This is a genomic window from Pseudomonas sp. S1_E05, from assembly GCF_056337105.1.
The window spans coordinates 3,089,226-3,105,447 of sequence record NZ_JBFRHM010000001.1; the positions used below are offsets into that span (position 1 = coordinate 3,089,226).

11 protein-coding genes are annotated in these 16,222 nt (G+C 57.5%); all 11 read right to left on the reverse strand.

All coding sequences use genetic code 11. The annotated features are described in order from the left end of the window. Positions 1 to 157 precede the first annotated feature (157 nt). On the reverse strand, positions 158 to 454 hold the full coding sequence (gene fliT / locus AB4N33_RS14290; RefSeq protein WP_460117163.1) for a flagellar protein FliT: 297 nt from the start codon (positions 452 to 454) through the stop codon (positions 158 to 160). Between the two features lie 10 nt (positions 455 to 464). Next, entirely contained in the window at positions 465 to 860 is a 396-nt protein-coding gene (fliS, locus tag AB4N33_RS14295) for a flagellar export chaperone FliS (RefSeq protein ID WP_460117164.1), read from the reverse strand. A gap of 130 nt (positions 861 to 990) precedes the next feature. Beyond that, positions 991 to 2,424 (reverse strand): flagellar filament capping protein FliD, encoded by a 1,434-nt coding sequence (gene fliD, locus AB4N33_RS14300; RefSeq protein WP_460117165.1) that lies wholly within the window; start codon positions 2,422 to 2,424, stop codon positions 991 to 993. An 82-nt stretch (positions 2,425 to 2,506) separates the two neighbouring features. Continuing rightward, positions 2,507 to 2,872: a flagellar protein FlaG gene (locus tag AB4N33_RS14305; protein ID WP_460117166.1), complete on the reverse strand. Its 366-nt coding sequence runs from the start codon at positions 2,870 to 2,872 to the stop codon at positions 2,507 to 2,509. 73 nt (positions 2,873 to 2,945) lie between these two features. Next, entirely contained in the window at positions 2,946 to 3,794 is an 849-nt protein-coding gene (locus AB4N33_RS14310) for a flagellin domain-containing protein (RefSeq protein ID WP_460117167.1), read from the reverse strand. Positions 3,795 to 4,068: 274 nt separating this feature from the next. Next, positions 4,069 to 4,995: a ketoacyl-ACP synthase III gene (locus AB4N33_RS14315; protein ID WP_460117168.1), complete on the reverse strand. Its 927-nt coding sequence runs from the start codon at positions 4,993 to 4,995 to the stop codon at positions 4,069 to 4,071. A gap of 295 nt (positions 4,996 to 5,290) precedes the next feature. Continuing rightward, positions 5,291 to 6,070: a class I SAM-dependent methyltransferase gene (locus tag AB4N33_RS14320; protein WP_460117169.1), complete on the reverse strand. Its 780-nt coding sequence runs from the start codon at positions 6,068 to 6,070 to the stop codon at positions 5,291 to 5,293. Beyond that, positions 6,067 to 8,826 carry a glycosyltransferase family 2 protein gene (locus tag AB4N33_RS14325; protein ID WP_476457591.1) on the reverse strand — a complete coding sequence of 920 codons (2,760 nt, stop codon included), beginning with the start codon at positions 8,824 to 8,826 and terminating at the stop codon, positions 6,067 to 6,069. Before AB4N33_RS14325 ends, AB4N33_RS14320 begins: the two co-directional genes overlap by 4 nt. 73 nt (positions 8,827 to 8,899) lie before the next feature. Further along, positions 8,900 to 12,472, reverse strand: a complete 3,573-nt coding sequence (locus tag AB4N33_RS14330) for a glycosyltransferase (protein ID WP_476458824.1) — start codon at positions 12,470 to 12,472, stop codon at positions 8,900 to 8,902. Positions 12,473 to 12,582: 110 nt separating this feature from the next. After that, positions 12,583 to 14,130 carry a flagellar hook-associated protein 3 gene (locus AB4N33_RS14335; protein WP_460117171.1) on the reverse strand — a complete coding sequence of 516 codons (1,548 nt, stop codon included), beginning with the start codon at positions 14,128 to 14,130 and terminating at the stop codon, positions 12,583 to 12,585. A 13-nt stretch (positions 14,131 to 14,143) separates the two neighbouring features. Beyond that, positions 14,144 to 16,222 (reverse strand): flagellar hook-associated protein FlgK, encoded by a 2,079-nt coding sequence (flgK, locus tag AB4N33_RS14340; protein WP_476457592.1) that lies wholly within the window; start codon positions 16,220 to 16,222, stop codon positions 14,144 to 14,146.

Sequence of the window (16,222 nt, forward strand, 5' to 3'; positions counted from 1 at the left end):
CTAGTCAACTCAATGCCCGAAAAATGCGGGGCAAGCTCGACGCTTGCAGACACGTTATGCCTGTAGACGCCTGATATCTGCAACCAGCCACTAGTTAAGTCAAAAAACCGTGCACAGTCAAATTTATGGCGCACTCGCTTGGATTAACTGAGCTCAATTAACCAAACAGATGGTATACCTTCGCCGCGTTCTGCGCTTGGTGGATCTGCGACATCTCGTCAACAATCGCCTGCCTCTCCCCCGTTGCCGCCTCGAGTAGCTGCTTGTAGACCCCCAGCAGCACCTCAAGGTTATCGCGCAACGCCGTCTCGTCCACCGAAGCCTCACTCAAGACGTCTTCCATGCAGGAACGGCAAGCCAGGTCCAATTCACCAATGGCTTCCCAGTTTCGGTTGGCCAGGGCATCGACCAGGCCTTCACGGGTTTCTTCGATTCGCTGCAATACAAGACTCATGGTGATCTCCTTAAAACTGCGGAGCCGGCGTGCCGATGGCATCCCAACCGTCCTTGACCGTGCGCAGCAGGTCAGCGACTTCGTCGAGGATCTTAGCGTCGGCTTTGGCATTGGCTTCGGTCAGGCGCTTCATCATGTACTCGTACAGGTTGGCCAGCTCGCCGACTGACTCCGACTGATTTTCCAAGTCCAGGCCTTCGAGAAGACCACCGATGATGCCGATGGCCTTGCCGATCAAAATTCCCCTGGCGGGAATGTCCTTGCGCTCCAGCGCGCCCTTGGCTTGGGCGATACGGTCGAGCCCACCCTCCATCAGCATCTGCACGAGACGGTGAGGACTGGCTTCGGAAGTCTGCGCCTGCGCGCCAATCTTCTGGTATTGGCGAAGGGCTAACATTGGATTCATGTTTTACCTCATCAAAAAACGGTGGTTCGTATAAACAGCGTATCGACGACGCGTCAAAAAACTTTAATGACCAAACACAAAAGCCCGGAGCGCTTGACGACGCTGCCGGGCTTTTGGCGTTATTGGCGAGTTAGCTGTTCTTCTGCTGGGCGTTCATCGCTTCGAACATCGAAGTGATGTTGCTGGCAGTGGCCTTCAGCTTGCCCACCAGCGTATCCATGTCGTTGTACTTTTTGGTCAGTACGGCGGTCAGGGACTCAATGCGGCGATCCAGGGCCAACTGGTCGTTCGCCAGCTTGGTCTTGGTCTTGTTCAACGCCGTGGTGCGGGTGTCGAGAATGCCACCGGTCTCAGTGTAAGGCGTGAGGGCCTTGTCCATGCGAGCCAGCAGGCCGTTGTCACCCGTGAAGAGGGTCTGCACTTCGCCGCCAAGCTTTTTGTCGGTCATGGCAGCGTTGAACTTGTTGGAATCGAAGTTCAGCGCACCGGTCTTCTGGTCGGTGGTGATACCCAACTGCGAGAGCACGGTCAGCTTGTCGCCATTACCGGTCTCAGCCAACGGCCCGCGCATTGCCGCCATGATGGAGCGCGGCATCGAGTCACCGGTCAATGCGGCCGCAATGGTCGGATTGCCGTCATCATCGAGCGAAGGCTTGGTCAGCGAGGTGATCGCATTGGCCACGGCGTTGTAGGCATCGACAAATTTCTGGATCGAAGCCTTCAGACCGTCAGTGTTGGCACCAATGACAACCTGAGTGTCACCAGTGCCTGTCAATGTCATCGACAAACCCGACAGCGTCTTGTCCAGCTTGTTGGTGTGGCTCGTGATCGGCATTCCGTCCAGTGTGAACTTGGCGTCTTGCGCCACCGCACCGACCGCACCCGACGAAGTGGCCGACGGCGGCGTAGTGGACATCACTGCCTTGCCATCGACCTCCAGGCCAGCAACACCGCTAAGCGAAATATCGCTGCCCGCGCCGGTGTTTGCCGAACTCACCACAAGACGGGAGCCGAAGTTATCCGTCACGACGCTGGCGCTCAGGCCGCTGAATTGATATTTGCTGTTGAGCGCCTTGGCGACCGACTCAAGTGTCGAACCGGCCGGCACGTCAAGGTTGTAGGTCTTGTCGGCACCGTCGGGCGTACCCTGCGTGATGGTCAGAACACCGGCAGCACCGCTATTCACGGACGCAGTAGGACCCGAGGCAAATGCCTGCGTGGCCACTTTCGAACCGGTCGCGAGCGCGTCGACGTGAATCTTGTAGATGCCGCTGACAGCCGAATTGTTGGCGGTCGCGGTCAGCACCTTGGTATCGGCCGACGTGGCAACGAAACCGGTGAACTGAGGCTCCGTGGAGTTGCCCAGAGTCTTCATGGACGCCTGGAAGGTGGCGAGCAAAGACTTCAAAGTGCCGACACCGGAGATCGACGCGGTGTTGGTAGTAGTGCCACGATCGATCTGACCCTGCTTGGCCGCCTTGTCAGCGTTGACCAGTGCCTTGACGATAGCACCGGTATCGAGGCCCGAACCTAAACCCGTGCCCGGTAGAATTGGACTTGCCATGTAGATCTCCCTTCAGTGTCTCGCCGGTCTTTTGACCACTACAACGCCCAAAAGAACATAGCAACAAATTTCGTGCCAGCTGTCAGACTTTGGCGCTGAACAGCAGACTGCTTGCGTCATTCAAACTATTAGCCAACTTCAGGACTTCTTCGTTGGGGATCTGACGGATCACCTCACCCGAATCACTGGCAATGACTTTAACAACAACTTTGCCCGAAGGCTCGTCAATCGAGAACTCCAGGTTACGCTTTATCGACTGAACGAATTTTTCAATTTCCTGGACAGCCGTTTTAAGCTTGTCCTGATCACTCATTGCATCCTTGGACTCATCCTTGACCAACGCCACTTTTGCAACATCGGCTTGAGGCTTTTCAGCAGCCGCTTCAGCAGTAGACGTCGCCGGCTTGACCGCAGGATAAGACAAGTTCAGCTTCACGCTCATATCCATGTCCACCACCTCACTTAATCAAAAAAGCGAGAGAGCGCGACAAGCGCACTCCCCCGCCGAAAGTCACCGGCTATTACTGAAGCAGTTTCAGTACAGCGGATGGCAGTTGGTTGGCTTGTGCCAGAACCGAGGTGGAAGCTTGTTGCAGAGTTTGTTGCTTGGTCAGCTGTGCAGTTTCAGCAGCGAAGTCGGTATCTTGTACGCGACCCAGTGCAGCACTGGCGTTTTCGTTGATGTTCTGCAGGTTGGAGATGGTGCTGGTCAGACGGTTTTGTGCAGCACCGAGGTCAGCACGGCTGGAGTTGATGGTTTTCAGAGCGTCGTCGATCGCGCCAACAGCTGCCGAGAAGTTGGTTTCGGCAACAGTGCTGTCCGAACCGGCAATGGTGATACCGGAGGTGATACCCAGGCTGTCGGCGTCGAACTTGGCGGTCAGGTCCAGAGTGATCTGGTTGGTGCTGCCAGTGTTGGAACCCACCTGGAAGGTCATGGTGCTGGCGGAACCGTCGAGCAGGTTCTTACCGTTCAGGTTGGTCGAACCGGCGATACGGGTCAGCTCGGCAGCCATCTGCGAGAACTCTTTGTTCAGAGCGTCGCGGTCGTCGGAGCTGTTGCTGTCGTTTCGGGATTGAACAGCCAGTTCACGCATACGTTGCAGGATGTTGGTTTGTTCCTGCATCGCGCCTTCAGCGGTCTGAGCGATCGAGATACCGTCGTTGGCGTTCTTGATCGCCATGGTCTGACCACGGATCTGCGAAGTCATGCGGGTAGCGATTTGCAGGCCAGCAGCGTCGTCTTTGGCGCTGTTGATTTTCAGGCCGGACGACAGGCGGGTCATCGAAGTCGACAGAGCATCGGAAGCCTTGTTCAGGTTTTTCTGAACGTTCAACGATGTAACGTTAGTGTTTACTGTTAAAGCCATGACGAATTCCTCGTTGGTTGGGTACTGCGGCTTCCGGCCCTGGCAACCGCCGGGTATGGCCTAGAGAACCTTCGTAATAGTTATCGTCGTCGTGGCAGGTTGCTTGAGGGCTTTTTTAAAAAAAATTACTAGCAGACTGCCATCCCCCGTAAATCAAGGACTTGCCACTGGTACGGCATAAAAAAATGGCGCCAAAAAAGCCGCGACAGAAAGATCCAGGCAAAAAAATAGCGCTGACGGCAAGCCGGCAGCGCTATGAAAAAACTTCGAATGATCAGTCGCGATAGAGAATCGCAGAGCCCCAAGACAGGCCCACGCCGAATCCACTGATGGCCACGCGGCTCCAGTCAGACGTCAGGACGTGTTTTTCCAACAGTAAAGGAATGCTCGAAGAGACCGTGTTACCCGTCTCGACCATGTCCTTGATGAACTTCTCCGGTTCGCCTTCAAAGCGTCGCGCCACGGCATCGACAATGGCCGCACTGCCCTGATGGATGCAGAAAGCGTCGATGTCGCTGGCTTGGAGGGCCGATTCGTCAAGCAGCTCATGCAGGTGCGCAGGCACCTTCAACAGCGCAAAGTTGAAGACCTGGCGACCATTCATGAAGAACACACCGTCGCTGACTTTCAGATGTGGTGCACCAGAACCGTCGGTGCCGAACTTGGATTTCCCCAACTGCCAGGACGCGTCGTCCGCCATCCAGGTAGCCGTGGCGGCATCACCGAAGAGCATGGTGGTATTGCGGTCTTCCGGATCGACGATTTTTGAGTAAGGGTCGGCGGTGATCAGCAAACCATTCTTCAAGCCAGCGGCTTCCATGAATCCTTTCATGGCGTAGATGCCGTAGACATAACCCGAACACCCCAGGGAAATGTCGAACGCAGCCACATGCGTAGGCAAGCCGAGTTTATCTTGAACGATTGCGGCGGTGTGGGGCAGGCCTTCCTCATCACCATTCTGGGTGACGACGATCAGCGCGTCGATGGACTCACGCTTCAGATCAGGATTGTTGGCAAACAGTGCGTTGACGGCTTCAACACACAGGTCCGAGGTTTCCTGCTCAGCGCCTTTGCGCGGCAGGAACGCCGAACCAATCTTGCCCAGGATGAACTCTTCATCCTTGGCGAATTTGGCACCCTGAGCGTAGTTATCCACGCCGGCCACCGGCACGTAACTCGCTATGCTTTTTATGCCAATCATTATGGCTTCCCGATCATAAACAGCGACTAGGTTCACCCCGAAAAAGCTCAGGGGCGCATCAAAATGGTTGATTTCCGGAGGCGGACTGATCGCCCGCACCCAGGAACACAATACAGTGAAGATGCACTTTATGACCTATGCGTCACGCCGTTAAGCGCATGAATGTAATATTTCACCTGCGAAACGAAACAATGCTGCAGGAAAGGGCTGACTTTGCGTGCTTCTCGGACCATGGGCCAGAGGTTGCTGTCGCAGAATGAACAAAGCCCCGAACGGGGCTTTGTATCAGGGTGAATCAGGCGAAGCTCAGGTTGACCCGTCGCTGGCCATAGACAACCCGGGCCGCCGGCATGAGCTGGTGAGGGATCTCGACAAACGGAATGTCCGAGTTGGTCAGCGCGATGTCGACGAGCTGCACCATGATCGAGTTTTTCCTAACCAGAATCACGTCGGACCAGTCGGTACTGCTGACCGCCAGGGGGATGAAGTCCGATCGCTTGATGAAGCTGCTCATCGCTTCAAGCACACCCAGGTTCTGCTTGGTGCCCTGCACACTGTGGCAGCAATCGTTCAGCAGGATGAAGCCATCGTCGGCCACCAGGTTCTGGTAGTACATCAAGTCACGCAGGATGTACTCATACTGATGATTGGCATCGATGTAGACCAGGTCGAATTTATCGATACCGGTTCTCGGCTGAATGTCGTCGATGGCGGCAATCGTCTCGGAACGGATCAGCGTCACGTTGTCCTTGTCGCTGAATCTGTTCAGGCACTCTTCATACAGCTTGTCGTAAGTGGCCATGTCATACATGGGGCCACCGTAGTAGTAAGCGTATTTTTCGACCGGCTCGACCCAGGGTGGCAACTGATCAAAAGGGCTGTAGGCGTCGTTGGCGGCGGGGCTCCAGCTATCGATCAGGACCATGTGTCTGGGGTTCAGCGCGTTGTATAGATTCAACGCGTTCTCACCACGCAGTACACCCAGCTCAGCTACCAGCGGCTGTTTGTCGTAGGCGGTAAACACTGCGCGGAGAAGGTGATAAAAGGCTTCTCGGTGGGTAATGCAGACTTTCATACCTGCTCCTTCTCTTTCATGACTTCAGACCAGTCAATGCTGATGACTTGCCCAAGTGTGAAACCGCTACCTTCAACGGACAGGTTCCTGTTGTAGAAACGATCATGCCCGAGCACCGCTGCCCACTTCTCGCCGAACGCCTGGCGAGCCACTTCGGACTGCGCCAGCACGCCCGACTGGATGACCTGTACGTGAGGCGTCCAAACAGTCAGATAGCCGGCCTGGCCGACACGCAGGCACAAGTCGATATCACCGAACGCTTCGCCGAACTGCTCGACATCGATGCCATCAGCCGCTTCGAACAGCTGCTTGGAAATCATCAGGCAGGCAAAGGAAACGGCCGAGCAGTTTTGCTCCAAGGCCAGGCGATTCATGTAGCCATTTGCAGTCTTCGACTCGCCAACGAACGGTGAACCCACCAAACCGTTGAAACCCAGGATCAGACCCGCCTGCGTGACAAAACCTTGGTCGTCGAGCAGTTTGGCACCGGCCACGCCGACTTCCGGACGAAGCACCTGATTGAGCAAGGACTCGATCCAGTTGACATTGACCACCTGCGCATCGGCTGCCAGGGTCACCAGGTATTCACCCTGAGCATGCTGGCTGGCGGTGTTGATCAGGTTGGCCGTTGACAGGCCGGTCTCAGCGCTGAACAGACGAACCCGGTTGGCGTGCGGGCCCTGACTGTCCAGCCAGTTGCCCAAAGCCGCCGAGTAAGCCGAATCGTCCGCCAGCAGCACTTCGTAACGATGGTAGCGAGTGCGCTGCAGGATACTGCGAATGCAGCGTTGCAAAGTCTCGAGATCGCTGACGCCATGCAAGATAACCGAGACCATGGGGCGCTCGGTGAAGCGGTAGTCGATTTTGTGAGTGCCCGGCACCAGTGTGCCGACATCGGCCTGGTAGCCACGGGTGGCGAGGTGACGTAACAGCGTCCTGCGCTCATCCGTGCTGGCCTCCAGTTGCGGTGCAGTGCAAATCAACAGGGGCTCAGCCAGGTGCGCGAAGCCATCAAGCCCGCCTTGTTCGATCAAACGCAGCAGCAGGTCGAATTCCAGCGCCTTCTTGAATTCGCGCGCAAATCCACCGGCTTCAACCATCACTTCCCGGCGGATCAGCCAATGACGAGCCATCACGCCAGGGTAACTTTGCAACAGATCGAGATTGAAGCCTGGACGGAAGACACCGGTCAACGTGCCGTTCTCCTGTCGCTGGAATTCATCCATGGCCACGGCACGAATCTCTTTCTCGCCCAGCAGTTCCAGACTCGCCTGGTACAGGCCGCTCGGCGTCAACTCATCACCCGCTTCGGCCAACATCAACCAATCGCAGTCAGTCTGCTCGGCGACTTGATTGATCTTGTCGACATAATTGCTTTCGTTGACCTTGACGAAATGCAGCGTATTTTTCAGCGTGGTTTCGGCCGGCAGATCGCCGGTGGTGAAGACGACGATCTTGAACGCACGGCAGTAGCTATTCATGATGCTGTCGAAGGTCGCCTGCAGCTTGTGAATATCGGCTTCCAGGTCCAGCAACAGAATGCCGAACGTCGGACCACCGGCATGACGCGCAAGGTGCCGGGATATGTCCTTGACCTGAGCTGCGCTCGGATCGCGCGCCTCCAGCCACTGCAGCAGCTGACCGGACGGCGTGGCATCGAACAGCCTGCCATTGTCTTCAAGCGTCGCTGCCCCCAGGCGCTGGCCCCACGCCAGCACTTTTTGTGCCTGCTCCTTGTCGCCATCGGCTTGCAGCGAACGAGCGAGTTGCTGCACCACATCCTGATTGAACGCGTACAGCTCGAAGGCCTTGAGCAAGCGCTCATTGAGCGGTTCGGCGCTGGTGTTTCGGTGAATGCGCGACCACTCTTTCTGCTTGAGCATCGCGGCCTCAAGCTCTTCAAGTTGCATCCGGCTCGTCGGCACTGCGTGCAGCAGAAACTCCAGCTCACTCAGCACTTCAAAAAACGCCTGGTTATAGAACGGCAACTCGACGTATTGCGTAGGTTCGAAGCGACGAACCGGCCCACCCAGCTGGGCACTCCAGGTCGACTCGAACAGTTTCTCGGTCACTTCGCCAAACGTGATGCTGCGCCGCTCGTGCAGTGCATAAGGGATGGGCAAGACGCGCACTTTGGCGCCCGCTGCCAACCCATTGGAATAACCGTTGCCGCGTCCGTTCGGGTTGAAACCCTGTTCCATAGACGCATACCAGCGCCGCAGGACATCAGTGCGCGTAACGGCGTTGGCGAGGGACGTGCCTTCGTGTTCCAGCACGACCAAGCGGGCTTCAGCCGAATCGTCGTTGTAATCCTCGCAACCCTTTCGGTCGCGGCGATAGAAATCGATACGATCAGCATGGGCTTCGAACGCCAGGCTATAACCCTGGCAAGTGCCATAGTCAGTATTGGCTTCAAGGAACGCCAGTGATTGGCCGAGGGCTTCAGGCAGCAGGAAGCTTTCGACTTCAGCGACAACCATGTAAGGCGTCGAGATGCGCTCTATTACCTTGCGCACGGTCACGGTGAAATGCTCCAAGCGCGGCACGGGGGCGTGCAGGTACTGTATGCCGGAGAAAGCCGCAGCCAGACCGGTATCGGGCTCTGTAGAAGAGTCGACCACCAACACGGCGCATGGCAAGGTGCTGTAGTAGCGCAACGCACGACGCACGGCGCGCGGTTGTTCGTGGGCCAGCAGCACCAGAGTCATCCGCTCGTTCAACGCAGCAGTTGTTCCATTCGAGAAGTTGCTTTGCATATCAATTCCTATAACGAGCGGGTTGCCGGATCATCGGCATTACGTTCTTTTGGCAGTTTGATGTTGAGCTTCATCAATCCGGTAGCCAGCCATCGGCCCAGTACTGCAGGTTATCGCCGCGCAGCATGAAATCGCGCAAGACCACTTCCCGCAAATCGTCGCCCATCCGATAGCTGGCCGCCGGGTCCGACAAATGCATGCGAATAGCCTGGAGCCATTCGTCCGTACTGTTGGTGCGAACGCGGGTGCATGGCAAATGCCCGCGATAAGCCTCGGTATCCGAACAAATCACCGGGTAGCCGCAGGCGCCATATTCGAGCAGCCTCAGGTTGCTCTTGCAGTCGTTGAAGATATGGAACTCCAGCGGCGCCAGCGCAAGATCGAGGTTAAGGCTCGCGAGTTTTTCCGGGTAGGCGGAAAGGGCCACGCCCTGGTGAAATTCGTGGATATAGGGCCTGAGCAAGTCAGGGCACATACCGAAGAACACCCATTCGACCTCATCTGCCAACTCGCGAACGACATCGGCGATCAGTTCCAGGTCACCTCGGTGACTGGTACCTCCACCCCAGCCGATACGCGGCTTGCTTGAGGTCCGTCGCTGACTGGTAAGGTGGCTCCACAGATACGGCGCCAACATGTTTGGCACCACGCGAATATTGTGGTGCATATCCGCCAGGGCACCGGCCAGCGCATGGGTCGACACGACCACCCGATCGCACATGGCGATACCTTTGCGCATCATTGCCTCGATATTTGCAGGCATGTTGCGCGTGTGTTCGTTTTTCTCCGGAATCCGGACGACGTAATCGTCCAGCTCATAAATTCGCATGGCCCGGGAGTAATTCTTCACCTGAGTGACGTCGTTGATTTTGTTGGGGTTATACCGCCCCTGAAGAATGATGACGTCTGGCGATTGGCGCTCGACTTCAATGATCGACGGCATGTCATACGCCACTCGTCCAACAATTCGCCCGGCATTCTGCAACTCGAAGAGCGGTTGGCTGACACGGTAATGACCAATCGCCGAGCTGTTGAGCGCCAAACCGAGAATCGACGGCACATTGCGCATGCACAGCGGATTCCAGCCGGTACGTGAACCAGGATTCAGGCTGAAGCTGTCACCACTCAGATTCAGGTTGCGGTTGTAGGCAGGATCGTTGGCGATCTGCGGCAGCCAGCGTCGGTAGAACGCTTCCTGTTCAAGTTCCAGTTGCTGGCTGCGCTCCTCGTTACGGTTCTGTGGTGAAGGCAGCAGCACGACATTGGAGTATGGCGTCGTGAGGAGCAAGTAACCCTCTCGACCAATGCGCAGGCACAGTTCGAGAACGTTGATACCCTGGGTACTGATGGTCTCCTCGAAACCACCAACACTGTCGAACACCTGCTTTCGCACCAACAGGCAATGACCGCTGACCGCACTCCAGTTCTGCACCACATTCAGGCGCTGCATGTAGCCACCAGACGTTGCAGGCTCATTGACAAATGCCCTGCCCGCCAGGCCGTTGAGACCCAAAACCAGGCCACCATCAATCACATTACCTTGCAGGTTGACCGTGCGCGGCCCGACGATCCCCACTTCCGGACGCTGACCATGATTGAGCAGTTCATCCAGCCAGCGCTCTTCATGTGCCACACAGTAAGGACTGAGCAACAGCAGATAATCTCCTCGCGCCTGCTGGGCCGCGAAGTTCCTGACCTGTGCATCGCCGGCCTTCTCCGAACAGCAATGAATGCGCAACGTGTCACTGCCCAGTTCAGCCATTGCCTTGAGCCAATGGCGCATCTCGGCGCTTTGACTGGCATTGTCGACGATAATGATTTCATAGTGGCTGTAAGCAGTGGTGCTGATCAGGCTGTTGACACAGCGCTCAAGCGCAGCCAATTCGTCACACACATTGATGATGATCGACACCAGCGGGCGCTCGGCATGGTGATATTCGATCCGCGGGACCAATTTCAGCACCGGCCCCGGATGCAGCTCGTGCCTGACGCCGATGCGTTGCAAGTGAGCCGTGATCACGCGCGCGTTTTGTTCGATCACTTGCTGCAGGGATAACCACTGTGCAAAGGCGAACGTCGATTCGACCTGCACTTCGGGAATATGACCGATGACGTGCGGGCCGTCCTTTTCCACCAGACGCCATATGAGGTCATGGGGGGCCAGCTCACCCGCCGCCTCATCGAAACCGCCCAGGGCGAGGAAGCGCTGGCGCTCGAAGGCCAGGGTGCGACCGACATACGGATAACCGCGCATGAGGTCGAGATTGAAATCAGGCTTGAAAATCGGCTGTTCGGACTTGCCGTCCACCAGCGCACCTTCGTCGCTGTAGATGCACGAGGCGCCCGGCGCGCCCACAATCCGGTCGGCCAGCACCAGCAGCGCGGACTCGGTGAGCCGGTCGCCAGCACGCAACAGGTAGAACCAGTCAGCCTGATCAAGTTGGGGCATCAACTGGTTCAGTTGCTGCGGCCAGTCCGATTGCATCGGCAGGCGCACAATCCCTGCATCCAGCTCACCGGTTCCATTGGACAACAGCACAATCGTTTCACAGGCGTAGGTTTGAGCCGCGAGGCTCTTGAGGGTCACGCCAAGTTCGTAAGCATCTTCGTCGAGATCGATGACCACCGGCACAATGGCGGGACGATGCGCCCAGCGCGCTATCTGCCGAGACAACACTTGCTTGCGCGATGGCGTCAAGCGGCGGCAGTTGATCCATTGCGAGTAGAGCTCGGCATAACTCTCCGAGTCCGTGCCGACCTGAACCAACATGATCCCCTGACGGGTGGACATGACCGAGTAAAGATTGAGCTCATCCCACTCGCGTGGTTGCACATCCGTGAGCTCCTCCATCATCACGTATCGCACCCAATCGGTGGCCGGCGCAGCCTCGCCACCGCGCTGGGAGATCATCTGAGCCACCCATTCCCATTCGGTGACCGCAGCAGAAACCATTTCCGGGCGCTTGCTCAACCGCTCCGGGTAAAGACGCTCGATGCTGCCGACGTTGCTAAGCTGGACCAGGTTGCCACGACGCAACAGGCAAAGATACAAGGCGAAATCGAGGACGGCAGTGAACCCGGCCTCAATCAGCGTTGGCAACAATGTGGCAATGTCATCTCGACGCATGAGCGCACATGTGAAACCACCCAGAATATTGCGCGGGCTTCTTTCGAAGGCGGCCAGCAGATCATCACCTTTGAACAACGCATCGAACGACGTCAGCCCGACGTTTTCCATGCGGATCGGCAAGATGTAGTTGTTGGCGTCGACCACATGATGCTTGCTGACCACCAGGATCACTTCGGCATGCTCGCTCAAAACGGCGGCCTGCTGCCTGATATCGTTCACCATCAGTTGATCGTCATCACAGAGAAACTTGATGAACTCGCCCCGGCTCTTTTCGAAGCAATGCAGCAGGTTCTGCTGGAAACCCAGGCGGACGGCGTTGCGCTGGTAATTCACGCGCACGTGCGCCGGTACGCTCATCGAGTCGACGATCTGCTCGATTTCATCCGTAGGGCAATCATCACAAATGACGATTTCAAGGTTTTCGTAGGTCTGGTCGAGTGCGCTTTGCAGTGCCGCACGGAAAAAACGGGGGTTGTAGGCGGGGATGGCGATGCTGACAAGAGGATTAGGATTCACGCGCATGATTCTCGACCGGCGGGCGTCATCTGCTGCGGAAGCGCAACGTCCTGAACCGTAAAAAATAGAGGATCAGGGATCGCATGCCCTCATGCGATCCCTGCTCCGGATCAGACTTTGTTGAACAGGCCCAATTGCGCAATCTTGCTGAACGCCAGTTGCGAGGCCTGCAACATGGTTTGTTGCAAGGTCAGGCGGGTCATCACTTCAGCCGGGTCCGAGTCCCGGATCGTCGACTGGGTCTGGGCGTTTGCCAGTACCAGTGCCTGGTTGGTGTCGCTCTGTGTATCGAGCGCCGAACCACGACCACCGATCGAACTCAATCCGGCTGACACCTGGTCGATGCCGCTGGCGAGGTTGCCCAAGCCTGCCGTCATCGCTGCCTGTTGTTGTTGGGCAGCTACGGCGTTACCGGTGGTCGGCGTGTTCAAGGCAGTCTTCAACTGGCTCACGGTGTCCAGGATGTTCTGGGTCTCGTGGGTGTTGACCGCAATATTGAACTGGTCACCGTTTTGAAGTGGATCGGCCGCAGTGTTGTTCAACGTGAACTCCACACCGGAGGCCGTCGCGGTATTACCCACCATGGTGCCGCTGGAGACCGGACGGCTGTCGGCAGTGATAGGTGCAGCGTACAAATCAAATGTTGTGGCGCTGGTGAACTTCAGCACCGCAGAGCCATTTGGAAAGCTGGCCTTGTACGCAGCGGGATCAGTAATCCGGGTACCGGTTGCTTGCACAGGCCCCGGGTTTCCAGGCGCTCGGGAAACGTTGAAGGTGTCGGGTTTGGATTCCAGCGAGAACGTACGACCGGCCAACGGTGCGTTAGGGTCGTTGAAGTTAAGGCTCAGGTCGATGCCACGGAAGCTGAAGCTCTGATTGGTACCCGTGGTGATCACGCCATTCTGCGAGGCTTCGTTGGTCACGTCCTGGCCGGTACCATCAGTGATTCTCAACTGGGTCGCGCTGACAAAGTCGATCGTGTACGGCTCGCCACCGCGGAACTTGTTGTTGTACGTCACGCTCGAGTTCACCTGACCATTGGACAGGGTCACCAGACCGTCATTCATCGAACCGGTCACTTGGGTACGGGCGGTGTTGACCGCTTGCTGGAACAGCTCCCAGCCGGTGCTGTTGGTGGCCATCGACATGCTGTCGCCCACGGGCAGGTTCAACGTCGACTGGTCGCCATTGTAGGTGTAGGTGCCATCGGAGTTACGGGTGAACGGAACCGTGTCGCCCTTGGAACCGCCAAAGATGTACTTGCCGTTTTCATCCTGAGTGTTCATCAGGCTCAACAACTGTTCTTCGATCTGGCCCAGTTCCGAGGCGTTAGCCTGGCGGTCGGAATCGGTGTAACCAGAGTTATTGGCGCCGATGGCCAATTCCTTGGCACGTTGCAGCACGTTGTTGATGCTGGTCAACACCGACTCAGCCTGACCCAGGGTTGCCTTGATGGTGTTGGTATTGGCCGCGTACTGATCGAGCATCGACGCTTGCTGACCCAATTGCAGCAGGCGCGAAGCACCGACCGGATCATCGGCGGCGGTGTTGACGCGCACGAGGCTGCTGGCCTCTTCGCTGCTCTTGACCACGTTGGCGAAATTCTTCTGATAGTTGGCGGCCGTGGACTCGTAAAACTGGGCGGTAGAAATGCGCATGGACTACGACTCCTTAAAGGCTGTTGATCAGTGTGCTGAAGATTTCCTGCGCAGCCTTGATGATCTGCGAAGACGCGGTGTAGTACTGCTGATACTTGACCAGGTTGCCGGTCTCTTCATCGAGGTCGACACCCGACAGCGAGTCGCGCGCGCCCTTGGCGTTGGCCAGGATGGCGTCGGTGGCAGCGCTGTCGAGCTTGCCCTGGGCCGCCTTGGAGCCTACACCTTCAACCAGCTTGCCGTAGGCATCGGTCAGGGAAATGCCCTTGCTGCCCGAACCGGTGTCCACGGTCTGGGCGGTCTGCAGATTGGCCAGTGCGGTGCCGTTGCGGTTGTCCAGAGTACCCGGTTGACTCAACGAAACGTTGATCGCGGCGCCCTTGGCCGGAGAACCGGCAACGGTCATTTCAAAGGTGGCCGTGTACTGGGTCGCAGGTGGCGGCGGAATCGGCGCGCCAGTGGCGTCCTTGAGCGGGATGCTCAAGTTGAGCGTGTTGTTCTCGTTTGGCTTGATCGTGCCGCTGCTGATCACACCGCCATTGGCATCCAGGAACTGGTAGGCCTGGCTGGTGCCATCGGCGGACACGTCACCGAATACAACCTTGGTTGGCGTGGAGTACTTCAGGCCGTTCTGCATCGCCGTCGCGGTGGCGGTGTCGTAGATGTCGAACTTGGTGGTCAGGGTCGGTTGACCGCTGGCCGGAATTGTCAGGGTGCCGCTGGAGCCTGCAGCAATGGCTGCGCCCAACGGTGCCGCGATGGCCAGACGCTTGGAGTCGGTCATCTCGGTCTTGATGTTCGCCGCCGCGTTGCGGGTCGGGGTGATCTTGAATGTGTCACCGGCGGTGGCGGTATTGCCCGGAGCAGGCGTGCCGCCCTTGAGGTTCAGCGAGAAACCGTCGATCACCGGTGGCGGGGTCGTCGTGGTGCTGTAGGTGCCCACCGGGGTGTTGCCCGGCAGACGCTGGACGGTGTAGTCGGTGGCGCTGGTGAACGTGACCTTGTAATCGCTGGTGGTCAGCTTGCCGGAATCTTCGATGGTCACATCGAAATTGCCAGTGCCAGCGTTGTTGCCGATGGTGGCGATGCTGCGCTGAGCCACTTGGGCGGCGCTGTTGATGCTGTTGAACAGGGTCGAGCCGAAGTCACCGTTCTTGTCGATGCCCTGGGCCTGCAGGCTGTTCATCTGATCGGCGACAACCAGGGCCACGCGGCCCAGTTCGTTCATGGCCGGATCCAGCACGGTACTGCGGTAGCGCAGCAGACCACCGATTTCGCCGCCGGTCATGATCGAAGTGATATCGATGCTGCTCGAACCGCGGTTCATTTGCAGCGCCAGACGATTCGGATCGTCCTTGCTCGGCACCACTTCCAGTTTGTTCACGGTGTTGCCCATGACCAGCGGTTGACCGCTGCCCAGGTAAATATCGAGACTGCCTTCACGCTCGACCACTTGTGCACCGGTGAAGGTCGACAGTTGGCGGATGGTTTCGTTACGGGCGTCGAGCAACTCGTTCGGCATACCACCAGTGCTGGAAACTTCCGAAATGCGCTGGTTCAACTGGGCCACGGTAGCAGCCAGTTTATTGACCTGATCGGCCATGCTCGTGAGGTTGCCGTTGATCGCGGTGTTCTGCTGGTTCAACTGCGTGGATATCGAGTTGAAGCGATTACTCAAGGCCTGGGCATCGCTGAGCAGCAACTGGCGGGACGCGTCGTCACCTGGCTTGGCATTGACGTTCTGTACCGAGGCGAAAAACTTGGTCAGGGCGCCGTTCAGGCCGGTGCCGCTGTCCGACAGCAGCTTGTCCAGCGGCGTGACCTGGCCCAGATAGGCGGCCGAATCACTGTTGAGCGACGTGGTGGTCTGCAACTGGGCGTCGAGGTAGCTGTTGTAGACCCGGCGTACATCGGCCAGCGTCGTACCGGTACCGATCCACACATTGCCGAACTGCTGCGAGGCCTTGGTGCCCTGCACTGTTTGCTGGCGTGAGTACCCGGCGGTGTCGACGTTGGCGATGTTGTTGCCGGTGGTCACCAATGAAGAGTGACCAGCGGACAGACCCGACATCCCGATATTGAGCAAACTCAT

Bases quoted from the DNA above. Each gene is read 5' to 3' on its own strand.
- fliT (WP_460117163.1), bottom strand. From the start codon at position 454: ATGAGTCTTGTATTGCAGCGAATCGAAGAAACCCGTGAAGGCCTGGTC.
- fliS (WP_460117164.1), bottom strand. From the start codon at position 860: ATGAATCCAATGTTAGCCCTTCGCCAATACCAGAAGATTGGCGCGCAG.
- fliD (WP_460117165.1), bottom strand. From the start codon at position 2,424: ATGGCAAGTCCAATTCTACCGGGCACGGGTTTAGGTTCGGGCCTCGAT.
- AB4N33_RS14305 (WP_460117166.1), bottom strand. From the start codon at position 2,872: ATGGATATGAGCGTGAAGCTGAACTTGTCTTATCCTGCGGTCAAGCCG.
- AB4N33_RS14310 (WP_460117167.1), bottom strand. From the start codon at position 3,794: ATGGCTTTAACAGTAAACACTAACGTTACATCGTTGAACGTTCAGAAA.
- AB4N33_RS14315 (WP_460117168.1), bottom strand. From the start codon at position 4,995: ATGATTGGCATAAAAAGCATAGCGAGTTACGTGCCGGTGGCCGGCGTG.
- AB4N33_RS14320 (WP_460117169.1), bottom strand. From the start codon at position 6,070: ATGAAAGTCTGCATTACCCACCGAGAAGCCTTTTATCACCTTCTCCGC.
- AB4N33_RS14325 (WP_476457591.1), bottom strand. From the start codon at position 8,826: ATGCAAAGCAACTTCTCGAATGGAACAACTGCTGCGTTGAACGAGCGG.
- AB4N33_RS14335 (WP_460117171.1), bottom strand. From the start codon at position 14,130: ATGCGCATTTCTACCGCCCAGTTTTACGAGTCCACGGCCGCCAACTAT.
- flgK (WP_476457592.1), bottom strand. From the start codon at position 16,222: ATGAGTTTGCTCAATATCGGGATGTCGGGTCTGTCCGCTGGTCACTCT.